Origin of the sequence: Pseudovibrio flavus, assembly GCF_009711345.1 — a bacterium.
Classification (GTDB): Bacteria; Pseudomonadota; Alphaproteobacteria; order Rhizobiales; family Stappiaceae; genus Pseudovibrio; species Pseudovibrio flavus.
Window position 1 is genome coordinate 181086 of the sequence record NZ_SMMA01000064.1, and the last position, 17051, is coordinate 198136.

18 protein-coding genes and 1 pseudogene are annotated in these 17051 nt (G+C 52.9%); 8 read left to right on the top strand and 11 right to left on the bottom strand.

Annotated elements, in window-relative coordinates:
• The first annotated feature begins 111 nt into the window (after positions 1 to 111).
• Positions 112 to 573 carry a GNAT family N-acetyltransferase gene (locus E1162_RS14345; protein WP_155132297.1) on the top strand — a complete coding sequence of 154 codons (462 nt, stop codon included), beginning with the start codon at positions 112 to 114 and terminating at the stop codon, positions 571 to 573.
• A gap of 87 nt (positions 574 to 660) precedes the next feature.
• Here the strand turns inward: E1162_RS14345 and E1162_RS14350 are convergent, their stop codons facing one another.
• On the bottom strand, positions 661 to 1701 hold the full coding sequence (locus tag E1162_RS14350; protein ID WP_155132299.1) for a DUF2125 domain-containing protein: 1041 nt from the start codon (positions 1699 to 1701) through the stop codon (positions 661 to 663).
• Between the two features lie 90 nt (positions 1702 to 1791).
• Between E1162_RS14350 and E1162_RS14355 the strand changes: the two genes are divergently transcribed.
• Positions 1792 to 2316: a gamma-glutamylcyclotransferase gene (locus tag E1162_RS14355; RefSeq protein WP_155132301.1), complete on the top strand. Its 525-nt coding sequence runs from the start codon at positions 1792 to 1794 to the stop codon at positions 2314 to 2316.
• Here the strand turns inward: E1162_RS14355 and E1162_RS14360 are convergent.
• The 5 genes from E1162_RS14360 to ftsE form a co-directional block, all read right to left on the bottom strand.
• Positions 2313 to 2672, bottom strand: a complete 360-nt coding sequence (locus E1162_RS14360; protein ID WP_155132303.1) for a hypothetical protein — start codon at positions 2670 to 2672, stop codon at positions 2313 to 2315. The genes E1162_RS14355 and E1162_RS14360 overlap by 4 nt on opposite strands.
• Positions 2673 to 2782: 110 nt before the next feature.
• Entirely contained in the window at positions 2783 to 3586 is an 804-nt protein-coding gene (locus E1162_RS14365; protein ID WP_155132305.1) for a lysophospholipid acyltransferase family protein, read from the bottom strand.
• Positions 3587 to 3675: 89 nt separating this feature from the next.
• Positions 3676 to 4311, bottom strand: coding sequence for a YdcF family protein (locus tag E1162_RS14370; RefSeq protein ID WP_371311949.1), 636 nt, complete (start codon positions 4309 to 4311; stop codon positions 3676 to 3678).
• Between the two features lie 141 nt (positions 4312 to 4452).
• On the bottom strand, positions 4453 to 5514 hold the full coding sequence (locus E1162_RS14375; RefSeq protein WP_257099008.1) for a cell division protein FtsX: 1062 nt from the start codon (positions 5512 to 5514) through the stop codon (positions 4453 to 4455).
• Positions 5507 to 6166 carry a cell division ATP-binding protein FtsE gene (gene ftsE, locus E1162_RS14380; RefSeq protein ID WP_155132308.1) on the bottom strand — a complete coding sequence of 220 codons (660 nt, stop codon included), beginning with the start codon at positions 6164 to 6166 and terminating at the stop codon, positions 5507 to 5509. Before ftsE ends, E1162_RS14375 begins: the two co-directional genes overlap by 8 nt.
• A 308-nt stretch (positions 6167 to 6474) precedes the next feature.
• On the opposite strand from ftsE, the pseudogene E1162_RS19795 reads away from it, so the two are divergent.
• From E1162_RS19795 to E1162_RS14400, 4 genes and pseudogenes are all read left to right on the top strand, one after another.
• Positions 6475 to 6570 (top strand): annotated as a pseudogene (locus tag E1162_RS19795) (MJ0042-type zinc finger domain-containing protein); the annotation flags it as partial.
• A gap of 60 nt (positions 6571 to 6630) precedes the next feature.
• Entirely contained in the window at positions 6631 to 7341 is a 711-nt protein-coding gene (locus E1162_RS14390) for a DUF3426 domain-containing protein (protein ID WP_155132310.1), read from the top strand.
• Positions 7338 to 7883 (top strand): hypoxanthine phosphoribosyltransferase, encoded by a 546-nt coding sequence (gene hpt / locus E1162_RS14395; RefSeq protein ID WP_155132312.1) that lies wholly within the window; start codon positions 7338 to 7340, stop codon positions 7881 to 7883. Before E1162_RS14390 ends, hpt begins: the two co-directional genes overlap by 4 nt.
• A gap of 14 nt (positions 7884 to 7897) precedes the next feature.
• The gene (locus E1162_RS14400; RefSeq protein ID WP_155132314.1) at positions 7898 to 8296 is read left to right on the top strand and encodes a response regulator; all 399 of its coding nucleotides are present in this window, start codon (positions 7898 to 7900) and stop codon (positions 8294 to 8296) included.
• 71 nt (positions 8297 to 8367) lie between these two features.
• Here E1162_RS14400 and E1162_RS14405 read toward each other — a convergent pair whose 3' ends face one another.
• The 4 genes from E1162_RS14405 to argH form a co-directional block, all read right to left on the bottom strand.
• On the bottom strand, positions 8368 to 10920 hold the full coding sequence (locus E1162_RS14405; protein WP_155132316.1) for a TIGR02302 family protein: 2553 nt from the start codon (positions 10918 to 10920) through the stop codon (positions 8368 to 8370).
• Positions 10921 to 11015: 95 nt separating this feature from the next.
• Complete coding sequence (gene lysA, locus E1162_RS14410) at positions 11016 to 12287, bottom strand: diaminopimelate decarboxylase (RefSeq protein ID WP_155132318.1); 1272 nt, start codon at positions 12285 to 12287, stop codon at positions 11016 to 11018.
• 78 nt (positions 12288 to 12365) lie between these two features.
• Complete coding sequence (locus E1162_RS14415) at positions 12366 to 12581, bottom strand: lipoprotein (RefSeq protein WP_155132320.1); 216 nt, start codon at positions 12579 to 12581, stop codon at positions 12366 to 12368.
• Between the two features lie 124 nt (positions 12582 to 12705).
• Complete coding sequence (gene argH / locus E1162_RS14420) at positions 12706 to 14103, bottom strand: argininosuccinate lyase (protein ID WP_155132322.1); 1398 nt, start codon at positions 14101 to 14103, stop codon at positions 12706 to 12708.
• A gap of 28 nt (positions 14104 to 14131) precedes the next feature.
• Here argH and tlpA point away from each other — a divergent pair, with 28 nt between their 5' ends.
• Positions 14132 to 14791 (top strand): thiol:disulfide interchange protein TlpA, encoded by a 660-nt coding sequence (gene tlpA, locus E1162_RS14425; RefSeq protein WP_155132324.1) that lies wholly within the window; start codon positions 14132 to 14134, stop codon positions 14789 to 14791.
• 1 nt (position 14792) lies between these two features.
• Here tlpA and tesB read toward each other — a convergent pair whose 3' ends face one another.
• Entirely contained in the window at positions 14793 to 15674 is an 882-nt protein-coding gene (tesB, locus tag E1162_RS14430) for an acyl-CoA thioesterase II (protein WP_155132326.1), read from the bottom strand.
• Between the two features lie 106 nt (positions 15675 to 15780).
• Between tesB and E1162_RS14435 the strand changes: the two genes are divergently transcribed.
• Entirely contained in the window at positions 15781 to 17031 is a 1251-nt protein-coding gene (locus E1162_RS14435; protein ID WP_257099009.1) for a ubiquinone biosynthesis hydroxylase, read from the top strand.
• Positions 17032 to 17051 lie beyond the last annotated feature (20 nt).

The window sequence follows — 17051 nt, forward strand, 5'->3', positions numbered from 1 at the left end:
CATTAAATTGGTCGAGGATTTACGCGTCGCTACGGAATACTCACTTGATTTGGGACTGAATTTCGCGTCACTGTATATCTGGGAAATTTATGGGACAGGAAAAAGAAGAGCATGAGTGACCTGACAATCAGAGTCCTTGATTATAGCGACGCCCCTACGCTCGCAGTACTTATTGCAGAAAACGCACAAGCCGTACGCCGCGGAGCGCCACGCCGCCCTGATGAAGTGTACGCTGAACGTGTTCTGGGTGATAAAACCGCAGAGTTGATCGGCGCCTTTGACGGGGACACCTTGATCGGCTTCGCGATATTTTTCGACCTGCCAGACCTAATCACCGGCTTCCGCGTTGGCCAGTTGGACGACATTTACGTACAGCCAGAATATCAGGGCAAAGGCATCGGCAAAGCGCTGATCGGCTTTATCGCTGCTGCTGGCAAAGAGCGTGAATGGTCTCACGTACGCTGGATGGTTTCCGAGAACAAAGACTTCGGCAGCGATCTTTACAAGCGCATTGGCGAACCTGGCGAAGAAAAGACTTACAACGTTTCTTTGGACCGCTTGGCAGACGCCTAATCGGCTCGCATCCCTTAAAGGGAGTTCAGATTTAGAAGACCTAAGGGCGCGGCGCTGACACTTTTCAGCAGCACGCGCCCTTCGCTTTTAGAAAAGCGGTGGAACTGGTCCGAGATCAATAAAGACCAAGCGGGCGCGGCCATTCTTCAAAGTGATTGGCAGCCGAATGACGGCTTTGCCATCAGCTTGCGCCCCTGATCCAAATGTCTTCATAGTCGTTTGAATGGATTTTGGAGCTTTAGACCCCTCAGGGAAGAACGGCGCCATAACGTGCGCCAGTCCCTCAATCCCTTCAATCGTTACAGGAAGGTCACCAGAAAGGCGTCCTTGTTGATCAACTGACAGCTCGCCTTGGGTTTCCAGCACCAGATCTCCCAGCTGTACCCGTAGGGATTTCAGGGAAATATCTATCCCCTCGGCTGCAAACAGATCCTCTAATGACCTGTGCTTGCCGTTCACCAACCCCATACCGTCGTTGAGCGTTAGGACAAAAGAAACGTCAGCATCAGGCAGCCTGTTTGCTTGCTCGAGCAGTTTGAAGCCGGAAAGTGAGCCTGCAACATCCATAGCTTGCGGCTGTTCTTCGTTCCGGCGGGTATGCAACTGCAGTTCCTGAGCACTCGCGCTCAAAGGTGCTTGGCGAGTTTCAACATCAAGCTCTAGTTCCCTTATCTCCAAGTCCAAACGGGAAAGAACCGGATTAACTTTCTGATCAACACCAAAACGGGCACTGGCGCGCGCACTGGCCCATTCAGCATCCACGCTGGTATCTTGTGACGGCAAAACTGCGCTTGCTGGCCCATCAGCCTCTACAATCAAGCGGTTGGGCGTATAAGCCATTGTCACCGCCCGCAGGCCATCCAAGGTCAGTTTCTCGCCTGCGTTCTCAACGGAGAAGCGCGAGCAGTTCAATTGATAGCGAGCCGGAAAGCCGCTAAACGAACGATCAGTGCACTCTAAGGCAGCTTGCTTGTCACTTGCATCAAACACTTCGGCCAGCCTCGCATCCAGCGAGTTCTTGCCGTAAAACCAGAAACCGGTCCAGCCGATACAGAAGAGAACCACCAGCCCAATCAGCACAAAGGTTGGCTTGCGCGGAGAGCTCTTCGGTTTAATGTCCTCGGACATAGATTACCCCCTTCTGGTTTTGATGCGATTGCACAAGGCTTAGGGGGCCTTTTTAGCGGTTACAACTGTTTTTTATATGAGTTTGTGCATATGAGCGATCTTTGGGTCTTTGGCTATGGAAGTTTGATGTGGCGGCCGGGCTTTGCCTACGAAGAAAAAGTTCCCGCCCTTTTACACGGCTCCCATCGTTCGCTCTGCGTTTATTCGTGGGTGCATCGCGGCACTCAAGAACGGCCGGGATTGGTGTTTGGATTGGACCGCGGCGGAGCATGCCGCGGCATGGCCTATCGCGTTCATGCTGACAATATGGATGAAACCGTCGCGTACTTGCGCGAACGTGAGCAGCAGACGATGGTTTATAAAGAAACCTATCGCACCATAAAGCTGGGCAGCGCTGCCACGCAGAAAGTAACAGCCCTCACCTTTGTGGTAGACCGCGACCACCAGCAATATGCAGGCGCCCTGCCATTACAGCATCAGTTGGATATTGTGCGCGGCGCTATCGGTATGTCTGGTGAAAATCCCGAATATGTCATCAACACAGCGCAGCATATTCAAGAGCTTGGTATCAAAGACCATAATCTTGAATGGCTCGCCAACGCGCTAAAAGCCTAGGCAGCACACAACGCAAGATCATCGAAAGCAGCTTTTCTATCCTCGTCACCCGTGGCGAGGAAATGCAGCAGCACAACACAATCTTCCGGCATCGGCTTTGGTAGACCGGCAGACAACATCTGCCCATCCTGATCTAACTGCCCAGACCAAACCAGTTCACTTTGATCTGCCTTCTTAACCACCAGAACGAGGCTATCGCTGTAGTGCTCCAACTCATCGGCAGGAACGCGTGTGAACAAATAGCGCTGACCCGAGCGGCCATGCCAGTAGGCAAAACGGTCTTCAAGGCCGAGCGCCTGTGCAACACTTGAGGCGGCGACTTTTGGCTGTCTTTGGGAAAACAGGGCGTACTGCATATCTCTTGTTCACACTTTGTTCGATTTCACACTCGAAATATATAGAACAAAATATGAACAAACTGCTACCAAAAAAACGGCTATGAAACTCACAGCCGTTTTCAATAGTTTTAGCTTTCCGCTGGCTGACGGGACCGTGCTACCGCATTCGCTCGCTGCCTTTGGCGCGCTTCCTTGATGATGATATTGTCTGGCGTTTCTTTTGCCGCCTCATCCAGCAGGCGGTTCGACGCGTTTTCAATCCGAACCTGTAGCTGCTCCATGAACACTTCCATAGGCAAACCCGGTTCGATTGCTGGCAGGATCTCAGCTTTAATCGTGCCCGGGAAGCGGAAGAAACGACGACGCGGCCAGTAGACACCTGAGTTGATCGCGACTGGAATAACCGGGCAATCAAGGTTTTTGTACAGGTGCGCAATACCGAATTTGTACTTCGGCTCGGCTCCAGCTGGACGACGTGTGCCTTCAGGGAAGATGATGATATTGCGGTCTTCAGCAATCGCTTCGCGGGCTTTTTCTGTCATTGCCGCAAGAGCAAGGGTGCGCTTACCACGATCAACCGGAATCTGGCGGAACTTGGCGGTGTACCAACCGAAAATCGGCACATAACGCAGCTCACGCTTCAAGATGAAGGTTGGATCATGCAGCCCTGGCAACAGGGCAAAGGTTTCCCAAGCAGACTGATGCTTGGACGCAATGATACAGCCACCCTTTGGAATATTTTCCCAACCGGTAACTTCCGAGCGAACGCCAGCAACCCAACGCAGCAGGAATACCTCGATATGCGACCAGACCGGCAAAACCCAGACACCCCAGCGGCGCGGCAATAGGAACACCGGACTTGCAACAATCATCAGCACAAACGTGGTGAGATAGAACAGAAAATTAAACAGTAAAGATCGAGCGTAAATCATTAGTCCGGATCACAAGCCATCGCCTAACTATGGCCAAGGCCACATCAGACATCTATTCGGTTAAGGGAGGCACTGACGTTTATACAGGTCTAGGTAAGCGCCAACTCCACACGCGTTCGCACGAGGATATACTTTACAAATTCGCGAAGGAGAAGCTTTGTTGTTGCCCAGCTCTTGTACCACTCCTGCAATTTTAGCCCAGTGTGGAAGACAGGAGCAGGCTTAAGTTCGATTTCTGGCAGTTGGTGCTGCAACTCCAACAGCGCTCTTGGCATGTGGTAGGCGCTAGTCACCACAAGCAGTGAGTCAAAGGCGTTGTTTCTCACCCAAAGCGCTGTTTCTTCTGCATTCCCAACAGTATTGAGTGCTTTACGGTCCAAATCGACACAGCAATCAAACAAGGCGATCTGCTGCGACGTAAGACGGGCGATTTGCTGGGCTGTTGTCTGCGGATTAACGCCAGAGATTAGCAAACGCTTGGCTTTTCCTTCCGCCAACATGTTCAATGATTTTGAAATGCGCTCACGCCCGCCTGTGAGCACAACAATACCCTCTGCATATTCAGGGGGATGTTCCAAGGAGGGGGTTAGCGATGAGACAAACCACGAAAATCCTGTGAAGAACGCAACCAGAAAGAGGGAAACAGAAACGCACGCAGCCAGAAATAACCGGCGCAGCAGTTTCCGCCACGAAAACGCCCGTTTTCGCACCTCTTTTGCAGACACTTTTGCCTGTCTGTTTTGCTCTTTTGGAACACCAGTTTGCCGCAGAAAATCATTAGGTTCTGGCTGCGTGTGTTCCCGAATTTCGCTTGCCATACCCTAACATAACATCAAATTTCGTTGTTTTTTAAACGGAAAGACTCGCTATTCCATGTTGGAAAGGTGCGAGTGAACTGCCAGCCGCGACGTAAACGCGGTAAGCGCTGCAACAAGCAACACCACAGCAGCAACACCAACGTAACCCGTTACACCCACCGACACAGATCCAACAAGCGCTTGCAGTTGGCTTGAAAATGCTTGTCCCGCCTTTGTAGCTCCGCCCATAAACTCGGCTAGAAGGAACAATAGCACAGCAACACCGCCGCCTATGCCACCGCCTTTAAGGCCCAGCCAAAGGAAGTGCTTTTGAAACTGGCGTGCAACAAAGCTGTTTTCCGCGCCAACAAAGTGCAGCACTTCAACAACTTCCTTGTTCCCCGCCATAGCTGCCCTTGTCGCAAACACCACCGACAAAATCATCGAAATAAGCACAAGAACCAGAACGGCAAACCCGCCGATAACAATGGCGTTGGCCATGGCAGAAAGTTGTCTTGTCCAAAGCCGGTGATCATCAAGGCTCGCGCCGCGAATATCGCTTTCCACCTGTTGTTTTAGCTCATTGATATCAAGCTGCTCAGGCGCGCTAATTTCTACCAAAATGATGCGCGGCACAGGCAACTCTTCAAGCTGCAAACCAGCCCCTAGCCAAGGAGAAAGCAGGTCTTCCGTTTCCTTGTCAGAGAAGGCTCTCGCCTGTCCGACACCCGGAAACTCTTGAACCAGAGCAATTGTCCTGTCGATCTCGCGCAACATATTGATGCCCTCGGTCGGACGGATCTGGATGGTCACCTCACGCACCAGATCATTACTCCAGTCGTTGGCTGCATCTTGCACAATGCTCACAAAGCCAACGGTAAGGCAGGCCAGAAAACTCATGATCGCCACAACCAGCATCAAAGCGCTGCCCACCACGTTTTGCGGCGGTACGATTGGCGCTGTTGGCCTGTGGGATTGGCGTTTGCGCTTTCTGGAAGGCTGCGCCGCTGTAGGCGCTTGCTTGGCTGCAGGCCGAGTGCCCTTCCCCGCAGCAGGCTTTGGCTGCGCCGAACCTTGACGCTTCTGCTGCATGTCGCTGCGCGGGGCGCTTGGTCCACGTCGATCAGTCATAAATAGTCAGCCGCCCGTCGTTCAAAACCAGATGGCGTGCATCCACCTGTTCAAGCAAATGCAGATCGTGGGTCGCTATAAGCACAGAAGTTCCCAAGCGATTAAGCTCGATAAACAAGCGCACCAAACGGCGAGCCAACGGCGGATCAACGTTACCGGTCGGCTCATCGGCCAGCAGAACTTCAGGTTGGGTAATCAGCGCCCGCGCGATAGCGGCACGCTGTTTTTCACCGCCTGAAAGAACCGGCGGAAGAACATGCATCCGGTCCCCCAGCCCCACCCATTTCAGCAGATCAATCACATCGGCACGGTATTCGTGCTCGGATTTACCGGCGACGCGGTGTGGCAGCGCGACATTCTCATAGGTCGTTAAATGCTCAAGCAGACGGAAATCCTGAAAGACGACGCCAATACGGCGACGCATTGCCGGCATTCTGGCACGGCTGATCTGGGTACAATCCTGACCAAAGATGCTGATAAACCCGCGCGTAGGCTTAAGCGACATAAACAGCAGACGCAGCAAACTTGTTTTACCGGCACCCGACGGGCCGGTAAGAAACTGAAATGATTGTGGTTCGATACTGAATGTCAGGTCCTTCAGGATTTCAGGACCCATCCCATACCGAAGCCCGACATTTTCGAATTTAATCAACGCCTGCTCCTCACTGTCACAGCGACGCTACTGATTTGCTGTTAACGCATAATTAAGTCTGTGCTTTTCGGGTTTGCAACTATCCCCAGCTTAGTTCCCGTTTAAAACTTTTGCCAAGTCGCCATGCATGCGCACAAATACAGAACTTCACCCTATTACCCTGCCCTGCAACAACGCAAAATTAACCCTTCATTAAGCATATTTATTATCCACTGGCCTCGGATCATGAGGTGCTTCGCATTCCATCATCCTGCAGGCAGCTTCAACATCAGCTCCTGTCATGCTCTTGTTACCGGGGTTTTAAACGCGTGAGGATCGCTTGTCCTGATTGCGGCACCGCCTATCAGGTGCCCGTTAGCTCCCTTGGCTCTGCCGGGAGAAAGGTGAAGTGCGCCCGATGCAGCTCCCACTGGTTTGCCGAGGTTCCCAAAACAGCCAGTGAAACAGAGGCAGACGAGCAATGGATGGATTTGGACCGCCAGACAAGCGCCAAGACGAACGGCACAGCAGATTCTGCAAGCCAGCGCTCTGCAGCCAACGATGATGAAATCGCCGACCAGCAAGATCAAAGCCAGCCTTCTTCGCTAGAGAGTAGTGAAGTGGCGCAGGACTCGCGTATTTCTAGCCCTACAGAACCGAAAAACAGCGCGGATATACCCGTAACTCCCAAAAACAAACGGGAGTCTGTAAAAAAATCACCGTCTTCCAGAAAATCCAGTGCTATAAGGGTGCGCCGACGCATGGGCTTGGCTCTTTTTGTAGCCTCCCTTGTACTTTGCTTTGTCACTTTTAAATATCGTGACGAACTGGTAAGGGCCTATCCTGAACTAGCGGAGCTTTACCAGCTCGTTGGCATAGAAATTAACCTGCGTGGACTCGTCTTCAAGGACCTGAGAACTTTTCGTGAATACGAAGAGACCTCGGAAATTTTGGTGGTTGAAGGAACCATCGAAAATATTACCGGGAAGACTAACCCTATTCCTGCTGTGCGCCTTTCTTTGCGCTCTCAGGATTTGCAGGAAATATATGCTTGGACCATTGAGCCCAAAGAAGCTCATTTGGACCCAGGTGCAACCACACGGTTCCGCACCCGGTTGGTATCGCCACCGGAAAGGGCCGCAGACATACAATTGCGCTTCGTAGGGCGCCAAGACAGAAGAGCGAGCATTCGATGACCGGACAGCCGGAAATCCGTGTGTTGTTTGATGAAGAAATCATCGCCACACGTGTTAACGCTATTGCAGAAGAAATCGCGAAAGACGAGCCAAAGGACCTGCTGGTCGTAGCAGTACTAAAGGGCAGCTTCATGTTCGCTGCGGACCTTGCCCGCGCACTGCACACCGCCGGTATGGCTCCGGAAATGGAATTTTTACACCTTTCCAGTTATGGAAGGGAAACAGTGTCATCTGGCACCGTAACTGTGTTGCGCGACATCGAGAGCGATGTGACCGATCGCGACGTAGTTTTGGTAGATGACATTCTGGAATCTGGCCGCACCCTGCGCTTTGCAGCAGACATGATTGCAAAACGTGGTGCTCGCTCTGTTCGTGTTGCTGCGCTTCTTGATAAGCCAGAGCACCGCAAAGCGGATATCACAGCCGACTATGTTGGCTTTGAATGCCCAGATAAATTCGTAGTGGGTTACGGCATGGACATGGCTCATGCCTTCAGACAGTTGCCATTCATCGGGTACGTCCCGCAGGAAGGCGACGCCTAAAAGGGGAAACGGCAATGGCACGCGTACTTCTGACAGAAGACGATGAAGCAGTCCGGGTTTTCGTAAAACGAGCCCTTGAGCTTGATGGCCATAACGTAACCGCTGTTGAAGACGGCACCGAAGCGGCTGAGGCTCTCTTGCAAAATCAGGGAGCCTTCGACCTGCTGCTGTCCGATATCAAAATGCCGGAGATGGATGGCATTGATCTGGCCATGCAGACCAGTCAGCGCTATCCCGGCTTACCTATCCTATTGATGACAGGCTATGCAGACCAGCGCGAACGCTCTGACGAGCTGAGCGGCTGCATTAAAGACGTGATCACCAAGCCGTTTTCTCTAGTAGAAGTTCGGCAAGCTGTAGCACGCGCTTTGGCAGGCGAAGAAATTCACGCAAAGCCGCGTATCTACGCCTAAGCCGCGAAGAACAGCGCTCTTCACACATCTATAAAGCGTAGAAGAAGCCCGTCGCCTCTAGCGCCGCGGGCTTAATACTGTTTGAGAAGACGTTCCAGATAGTCGAGCTCGTGCGGCGGGCGATCCGGATCAGAGAACCGGCGGCGGAGCTCTTCCAGAATACGGCGTGCCCGCTGAACGTCGATCACGTCTGGAATTTCCACCTGATTGCCAAACTCCGGCCCCTCTGTGCGGCGCATACGGCCCAAGGGATCTTGGCTATAGGGCGAGCGCGTTCCCGCGCTTTGGCCGCCACTTTGCCCAGTAAGCTGATCCGCCAATTGTCGTGCACCTTGCCTTAGAGCCTCAACAGCTTCGCCCTGCTCTCCAACAGCCTGTCCTGTCTGCCCTTCTTTCAGCGCGTCTTGGGCATCGCCCATGGCTTCACCAGCTTGATCCAGTTGCTGGTTCGGCTCTGCTCCATTGTTTGCAAGATCATCAAGAAGCTTTTGCAAGCGATCAGACAATGCACCCTGCTGTTTTTGCAAGGAGCGCAACGCATCTTCCATGCTCTGCCCGCCTTGATCCTGCTGCATCTGACCATTTTGCTGACGTTGCTGATGGGTTTCATCCATCAAAGACTGCTGCCCTTCTATCAGGTCACCAAGCTCCTGTAGCGCTTCCAGCATCTTTTGCTGCTGTGGGTTCGGGCGCTGAGGCCTTGCGGTCTGCAGATTTTCAAGCATTTGCTGCATTTGCGCCAGCAGTTCCCGAGCAGCCTCTAGAGATCCGGTTTTTGCCAACTCCTCCATGCGCCGCATCATCTCCTCAAGGTCTTGGGGACTGATGCTCTGGGCATTGGGGTCGGGCGGCATTTGCTGCGCTGTTTGAGGAGATTGCTCCATCTGTTGTCTAAGCGCCTGCAAATATTCCTGAAGGGCCTTGCGAAGGTTATCCATCAACTTGGCGATTTCCGCTTCAGAGGCACCCTCTTCCAGCGCACGGCGCAAAGCTTCCTGCGCTTCACGCAAAGCACGCTCTGCGTGAGATAGATCGCCATCTTCGACAGTCAGAGCAATATCCCAAAGAGCGCCGACAATCGGCGTAAGCGCTTCATCGCTACGGGCATCAGTAAGGCGCGAATAAACGTGGTTTAGCGGCAAATAGATACCAGCGTCATTGATGAATACCTCTGGCGCGATAAGCAGGCTATCCATTGCATCGATAACATCAACCTGCCGGTTCGTATCCATCGCCAGTTCGCGGCGTTGCTCCACCAACGACAGAGCCAGAGGCTCGGTAAACCGTCGTTGTGGCAAGGTAAGGCGAACAGGATCACTCCGCGTTTCCTGTCCTGCTTCATCCACTGCGATCAATACCAAGAAGACCTCTGATCCCGCCCATGGATGCGCAGTAAGGTCTTTAAATGTCTCTGCTGTCCCACTTAGCCCCTTGCCAGCAGGCAAACTCAGCATGAATTTTGGCGCTTCAACGAGAGGCGATAACGGCTTGTGCGCCCTTTGCATAGAGCCAGAAGCCGCGATTTCTGCCCGCGCCGATGCTACCCCATAATCATCGCCTGCCTCGTAAAGAAGCTTGAGACTGCCAGAAAGCTGCTCGCTTGGCGGTTCAAGCAAACGGATTTGCGGAGGCTTGTCTTCGGTTACCGAAAATTGCCATGAACGGATGATGTTCCGCCCTTCAGCAAGCACCAACTCCCCACTGGAGGCTAAATCAAACTGCCATTCTTGAGCCTGTTGACGCCTTCCATCCGGCGCTTTGATCTCTGGAAGTGGTTCTCCTGCTCCAGTGGTATCCTCGCCCTTAAAATACATAGAGGCTTCGCGGTCCCCTTGAACGCGAACCAGCACCTCACTGCCCTCAACCACTGTTATCGGGGCACCTTCCTCCCGCAGTTCCATGGAACTTCCGCTCAAAAATATCGGCGCTTCACCAGTATAAAGCGGCGGTGTAATCCATGCATCAATGCGCGTCGCAACAGAAGTGCCGGAAGCTTGGCGGTTGAAGGGATCTAGAAGGCTTTGCCAATTCGCACCGCCGGAAAGACCGAGGCTTGCAACAACGAACAGCCCAACCACAGCGCGGATGCCATAGGGGTCCCTCTGGTAAGTCTTTGCATTGGGGTAACCTACTTTAAGAGCACCCAGAGCCTCTCGCAGGCGTTTTTGATGGACCGTCCATAAAGCGCTGGCAGCAGGGTCATCCGCGCCAGCTGCAAGGCGATCTTCCATACCAACGAGAGGTCGGTGATCAACACCGCTCTGCAACTCGACGCGTCTTAGGCAATCAGCTCGCGTGGGAAATCTAAAGGTGCGGCACCGCCAAACGCTAACAGAAAAACCGGCAGCGAGGACCACCACAAGCGTACCCACTAGATAGAGCGGGATGACTTGCCAGAAACCAAGGAAACTCAGACCTGCGTAGACCGCAAGAAACGAGATTGGCCAAAGCACAAGAGGCCATCCCCGCTCCCAAATAAGCGCGAGCCTTGAAAGCAGAACCTTCCGCTCAATGGTTCCTTCTATGCTTTGAGAAAAGAGGGAGGAACGGGCAGAATCCGCTCCCTGACGCCCAGCAGAACGAGGCGTTACAGATTGCTCAGTGACGTTTGCATCATCGTTCAATTCGGCCTCTCATGCTGCCGCTTTTAGTTAAAGGGCAGCATAAGGGCTCAATGACGCTAGGGCAATCCGCTGATGGATATGGGCTTAAGAAGCCCTTATTTGCCAGCGACCCAGTTAGGAATTGTGTCCAAACCAAGCAGTTCATCGTAGGACTGACGAGGACGGACAACAGCAAACTTGTCGCCGTCCACCAGCACTTCAGGAATAAGCAAACGGGTGTTGTAGGTGCAAGACTGGGTCGCACCATAAGCACCGGCAGAATAGACAGCGATCAAATCGCCCTCTTCAAACTGAGGTACTTCGCGGTCTTTTGCCAGATAGTCACCTGTCTCGCAGACAGGGCCAACGATGTCAGCGGTAAAGGTCTCGCCGTTCTGACGCTCTTCAGAAACGGCACCAACTTCGTGGTGGGCTTCGTAAAGCGTTGGACGGATGAGGTCGTTCATCGCCGCATCAACAATCACAAAGTTCTTAACTTCACCCGGTTTTACAAACACGGTTTCCGTTACAAGAATACCGGCGTTTCCGGAGATCAAACGGCCCGGCTCAAGAATAATCGTGCAGCCCAGATCCTTTATACGCTTGCGAACTACCTCGGCATAGTCAAGCGGAGATGGAGCATCGATACCGCCGCCATAAGGTATGCCCAAGCCGCCACCAAGATCGACATGGCTGATATCGTGGCCATCTGCCTTCAATTGCTCGACCAACTCTCCAAGACGGGAAAACGCGCTGTCAAACGGCTCCAACTCAGTAATCTGGGAGCCTATATGCATATCGATACCGGTTACCTTGATGCCCGGCAGTTTCGCTGCATTCCCGTAAACCTCTCGAGCATGTTTCCAAGCGATACCGAATTTGTTTTCCGCCTTGCCGGTCGAAATCTTGGCATGGGTTTTTGCATCGACATCTGGATTGATGCGCAGCGAAATCGGCGCAACCTTGTCCATTTCGCTTGCCACTTCGGAAAGGCGGCGCAGTTCGGACTCAGATTCAATGTTGAAGCACTTGATGCCCACTTCCAGACCAAAGCGCATTTCAGAGCGCTTCTTGCCAACGCCGGAAAATACGATCTTGTTTGCCGGAACGCCTGCAGCCAAAGCACGGCGCAGTTCGCCCTCGGAAACAACGTCCATACCAGCGCCAAGGTTCGCAAGAACCTTCAAAACAGCAAGGTTGGAGTTGGCTTTAACCGCGTAGCACACCAGATGGTCAATACCCTCAAAAGCGCCGTCAAATACAGTGAAGTGACGCTCAAGGGTCGCGCGCGAATAACAATAGAACGGAGTTTCAACGGCCTGAGCCATTTCCGCGATGGAAACATCTTCGGCGTGCAGCACGCCGTTTTTGTACTCGAAGTGATGCAAGGTCGGGTCCTCAACAAACCGGGCCCGTGGCAGCTCTATCCGCGGGCATTTGTCTAGTTTTTAGATTTTTAATAGGGGTCAGATCAGCGGATCAAGCACAAAGCTCTTACCATCGACCGTGCTCTCAGGTTTTTCGCCTTCCAGTTCTACGACTTTATTTTCCTGCGCCACGGTATCACCGGGAATGACAGGATCAAGGCTACCTCTGCGACCACACGCAGAAACAGCAAGGGCCACACCAAGAATAACGGTAAGGGATACCAGTTTGGAGGAAAGGCCGGAGGACTGAAGCATTATTTCGCCGCCACAAAAAATCACAACTGAGAAATGGATAGAGCAGACTTCACTTGGGTAAACAAAGCCTGCTCTAATCCATGCACGTAATTAGAGGCCCATGCAAGGGCCAACTAACCCTAGATTACTTGGATGCAGTCTCTTTTTCCAACTGCTTGAGCCAGCGACGTGCTTGTTTGCGAACGTTTACCGGGCTGGTACCGCCATAGCTCTCACGGCTGCGAACGGATTTATCAACGGACAGAACCGAGTAAACATCATCAGTAATGCGCGGCTCAACGCTCTGCATTTCTTCAAGGCTCAAGCGGTGCAGTTCAACGTTCTTTTGAACGGCCATACCAACCAGAGCGCCGGTAATGTGGTGCGCATCGCGGAATGGTACGTTAAGAACACGCACACACCAGTCAGCAAGGTCGGTCGCCGTTGCATAGCCGGAACCAGCCGCCTTTTTCAGCACCTTGGTGTTGAGCACCATGTCATCGATCATGCCGTTCATCGCAGCAAGCGCCAAAGACAGGTTCGGCAGTGCATCAAACGCCTGCTCTTTATCTTCCTGCATATCCTTGGAATAGGTGAGCGGAAGACCCTTCATCATCACCAGAAGTGCATGCAGAGCGCCGTAGATACGGCCGGTTTTAGCGCGAACGAGTTCCGCTGCATCCGGGTTTTTCTTCTGCGGCATGATGGAGGAGCCGGTTGAGAATTTATCGGAAAGCTCGATGAACTTGAACTGGGCAGAACACCAAAGAACGATTTCTTCAGCAAGGCGGGAAAGGTGCATCGCGCAGATGGAGGCATCAGCCAGCACTTCCAGCACGTAGTCACGGTCAGAAACACCGTCCAGCGAGTTGGCCGTTGGGCGATCAAAGCCAAGCTCTGCAGCAGTCATTGCGCGGTCCAGCGGGAAGGATGTACCAGCCAAAGCTGCGCTACCCAGTGGGCATTCGTTCATTCGGGCACGAGCATCACGAATGCGCGAGCGGTCGCGGGCAAACATCTCCACATAAGCCATCATATGGTGACCGAAAGTCACCGGCTGCGCGGACTGCAAATGCGTAAAGCCCGGCATAATATCAGCCGCATGGGTTTCAGCCTTGCGTGACAAGGTGTTCAGCAATGTGGTGAGCTGGCCATCGATATCATCAACTGCATCACGCACCCAAAGACGGAAGTCAGTCGCAACCTGATCGTTTCTTGAACGGCCTGTATGCAAACGCCCTGCTGCCGGACCAATTAATTCAGCAAGGCGTGCCTCGATATTCATATGAATATCTTCAAGGGCGCGGGAGAACTGGAACTTGCCTTCTTCGATCTCTGACAGAATTGTGTCTAGACCGCCTTGGATCTTTTCGGCATCTTCCTGCGTAACGATTCCCTGCTTCGCCAGCATTCGGACATGAGCTTTGGAACCTGCAATATCCTGCTTGTACATCTTTTTGTCGAAATCGATGGAAGCATTGATCTCTTCCATGATCGCGTCTGGTCCCGCCGCAAACCGGCCACCCCACATGCGGTTGCTCATCTAACGCCCTCGTGCCTTTGAGAAAACTATGAAGAAAAAAATTACTACCGAAAGTTTGATGCCTCGAAAAGCAATAATTGCCGGTTTTCTTTTGATTGTTGGCGCTGGAGCGGGATACTTTAGTTTTACTAAACTGAGTTCAACCGATGCAGATGCCGCTACGTGTTCTGCATCTTTAGCTGCGGCAAAGGCGGTTAAATCTATCGCATCGGGGGAAGTGGCAGGTTTTTTGGCTGCTGAAAAACCGCTTTATCTTGGTGATCTAACGTTTGTTGATGACCAGAAAAACCAAATGAATATCTCGCAGGTTTCCCAAACCCGCCTCATGAACCTTTGGGCCACATGGTGCGCACCGTGCCGAAAAGAGATGCCGCATCTGGACAAGCTACAAAGCGAAATGGGCGCTGATGATTTCGAGGTCGTGGCCGTAAATGTCGACAGAGGGGAAAATAACGCTAAGCCCAAGGCTTTCCTCGAAGAAATCGGCGTGACCAATCTTGCCTACTACAACGATCACACCATGACGATTTTTCAGGACCTAAGGAAACTGGGCCGTGCGCCGGGCTTGCCAACAACCGTCCTTGTGGGCAAGGACGGCTGCGAGATCGGTTCTATGTTCGGCCCTGCAGACTGGGCTGCGCCTGAAGCGCAAAAGCTTATTAAAGCCGCCATGGAAGCGCAGGGCTAACTTACGGCTTGTCGGTTGCTCCGCCTTCACGAACGCGGATCAACCCTTCCTGTGCGGCAGACGCTACTAGCACGCCTTCACGGGTATAAATGCTGCCACGGGTAAAGCCGCGGGCACCCGAAGCGCTCGGGCTATCTTGCGTATAAAGCAACCATTCATCAGCTCTAAACGGACGGTGGAACCACATGGAATGGTCCAGACTTGCAGCCTGCAGGTCTGGATTAAACACCTGACGACCGTGATTGAAGAGCGAAGTATCCAGCAAAGTCATGTCAGAGGCATAAGCCAAAATGCACTGATGAATGAGCGGATCATCCGGCAAAGCGTCCGTCGCGCGGATCCAGACGTGCTGGTAAGGTGGCAACTTCTTGCGGGAGACAAAGTGGGTGAAGTCAACCGGACGCAGCTCTACAGGGCGCTTGCGCTGCCAATAGCGCTTCACCGCCTCTGGAGCATACTCCATAAACTTCGCCTTTAGCTCTTCCTCTGGCACCAGATCTTCCGGCATTGGCACATCCGGCATGTCGATCTGATGGGAAAGTCCCTCCTCCATCACCTGATAAGAAGCGGACATGGAAAAGATCGCCTTGCCATGTTGAACAGCCACAACGCGGCGTGTTGCAAAACTGGCACCATCTCTAATGCGCTCTACTTCGTAGATGATAGGAATGGACGGGTCACCCGGGCGCATAAAATAGCCATGCAGGGAATGTACCTGACGGCCATTGGGCACAGTGCGAGAGGCTGCCATAAGCGCTTGCCCGATCACCTGCCCGCCAAACACACGTTGCCAGCCGGACTTGGGACTTTGGCCGCGATAAAGGTTCTGTTCTAACGGCTCAAGATCGAGGATGTCCAAAAGCTGAGATACTGCGTTCGTCATGGGCGACAAATCCGGTGTTGTGGTGATATAGATCGCTTAGCGTGTAAAACAGGGTTGCATACAACAGTCAACGGGCCTTTGGAATAGGCTTCAATTTACAGGAAGCATGTTGATGACGATAGGGGAAGCAAACGGTCATAGTGAACAGTTTGATGTTCTGATTGCAGGTGGAGGCTACGTTGGTCTCTCGTTAGCCCTGGCAATCAAGCAATCCGAGTCGTCGTTGAACGTGGCCGTCGTTGACCTGAGACCAAGATCTGCAATCGAAAATGATCCGCGAGCCTCTGCAATTGCAGCAGCAGCGTCGCGCATGCTCGATCAGCTCGGCATCTGGTATAAGATCGAAGGTGAAGCGCAGCCGATCAACGAAATGATCGTCACTGACAGCAAACTGCACGACAGTGTACGCCCTGTTTACCTGACCTTTGCCGGCGAAGTGGAAGATGGTGAGCCATTCGCTCATATGGTGCCGAACAACAAGATGGTTGGCGCCCTTCACGATGCCTGCGTAGACGAAGGCGTGGTTATGTTCGCGCCCGAAAGCGTTAAGGACTTCACAGTTAAACAGAACGGAGTTTCCGTTAAGCTTGGGTCCGGCAAAACTGTCGAAGCCAAACTGCTCGTCGCAGCTGACGGTGTAAAATCTCGCCTGCGTGGTTTGGCTGGCATTCCGGTTAATCACTGGAACTACAAGCAGTCCGGCATCGTTACCACTGTTGCCCATGAGCGCCCACATAACGGCCGCGCAGAAGAGCACTTCCTGCCAGCTGGTCCATTTGCCATTTTACCTTTGAAGGGCAACCGCTCATCCATCGTTTGGACAGAACGCTCCATCGAGGCAGATCGCCTTGTAAATGGTGATGATTTCACCTTCGAGATCGAATTGGAACGCCGCTTCGGCCATCACCTTGGCAAGATCGAGGTCGAAGGACCACGCAAAGCCTTCCCGCTGAGCCTTACCCTCGCCCGCTCATTCGTCTCCAACCGCTTTGCATTGGCTGGTGATGCCGCTCATGGCATTCACCCGATTGCCGGTCAGGGTCTGAACTTTGGCTTCAAAGATGCAGCAGCACTGGCGGAGGTGATCGTCAACGCGCACCGTTTGGGTCTTGATATCGGTGCAGAGCATATCCTTGAAGATTACCAGCGCTGGCGCCGCTTCGACACGTTGCAGATGGGCGTGACAACTGACCTGTTGAACCGCCTCTTTTCCAACGACCTCGACCCTATCCGCGCAGTGCGCGATCTTGGCCTTGGAATGGTGGAAAGAATGCCGTTCCTGAAAGGCCACTTCATTGGAGAAGCGGCCGGCATGGCTGGCCCTACCCCTAAGCTGCTGCTTGGTAACCCACTTTAAATTTTCAGTTCCGGTACTAA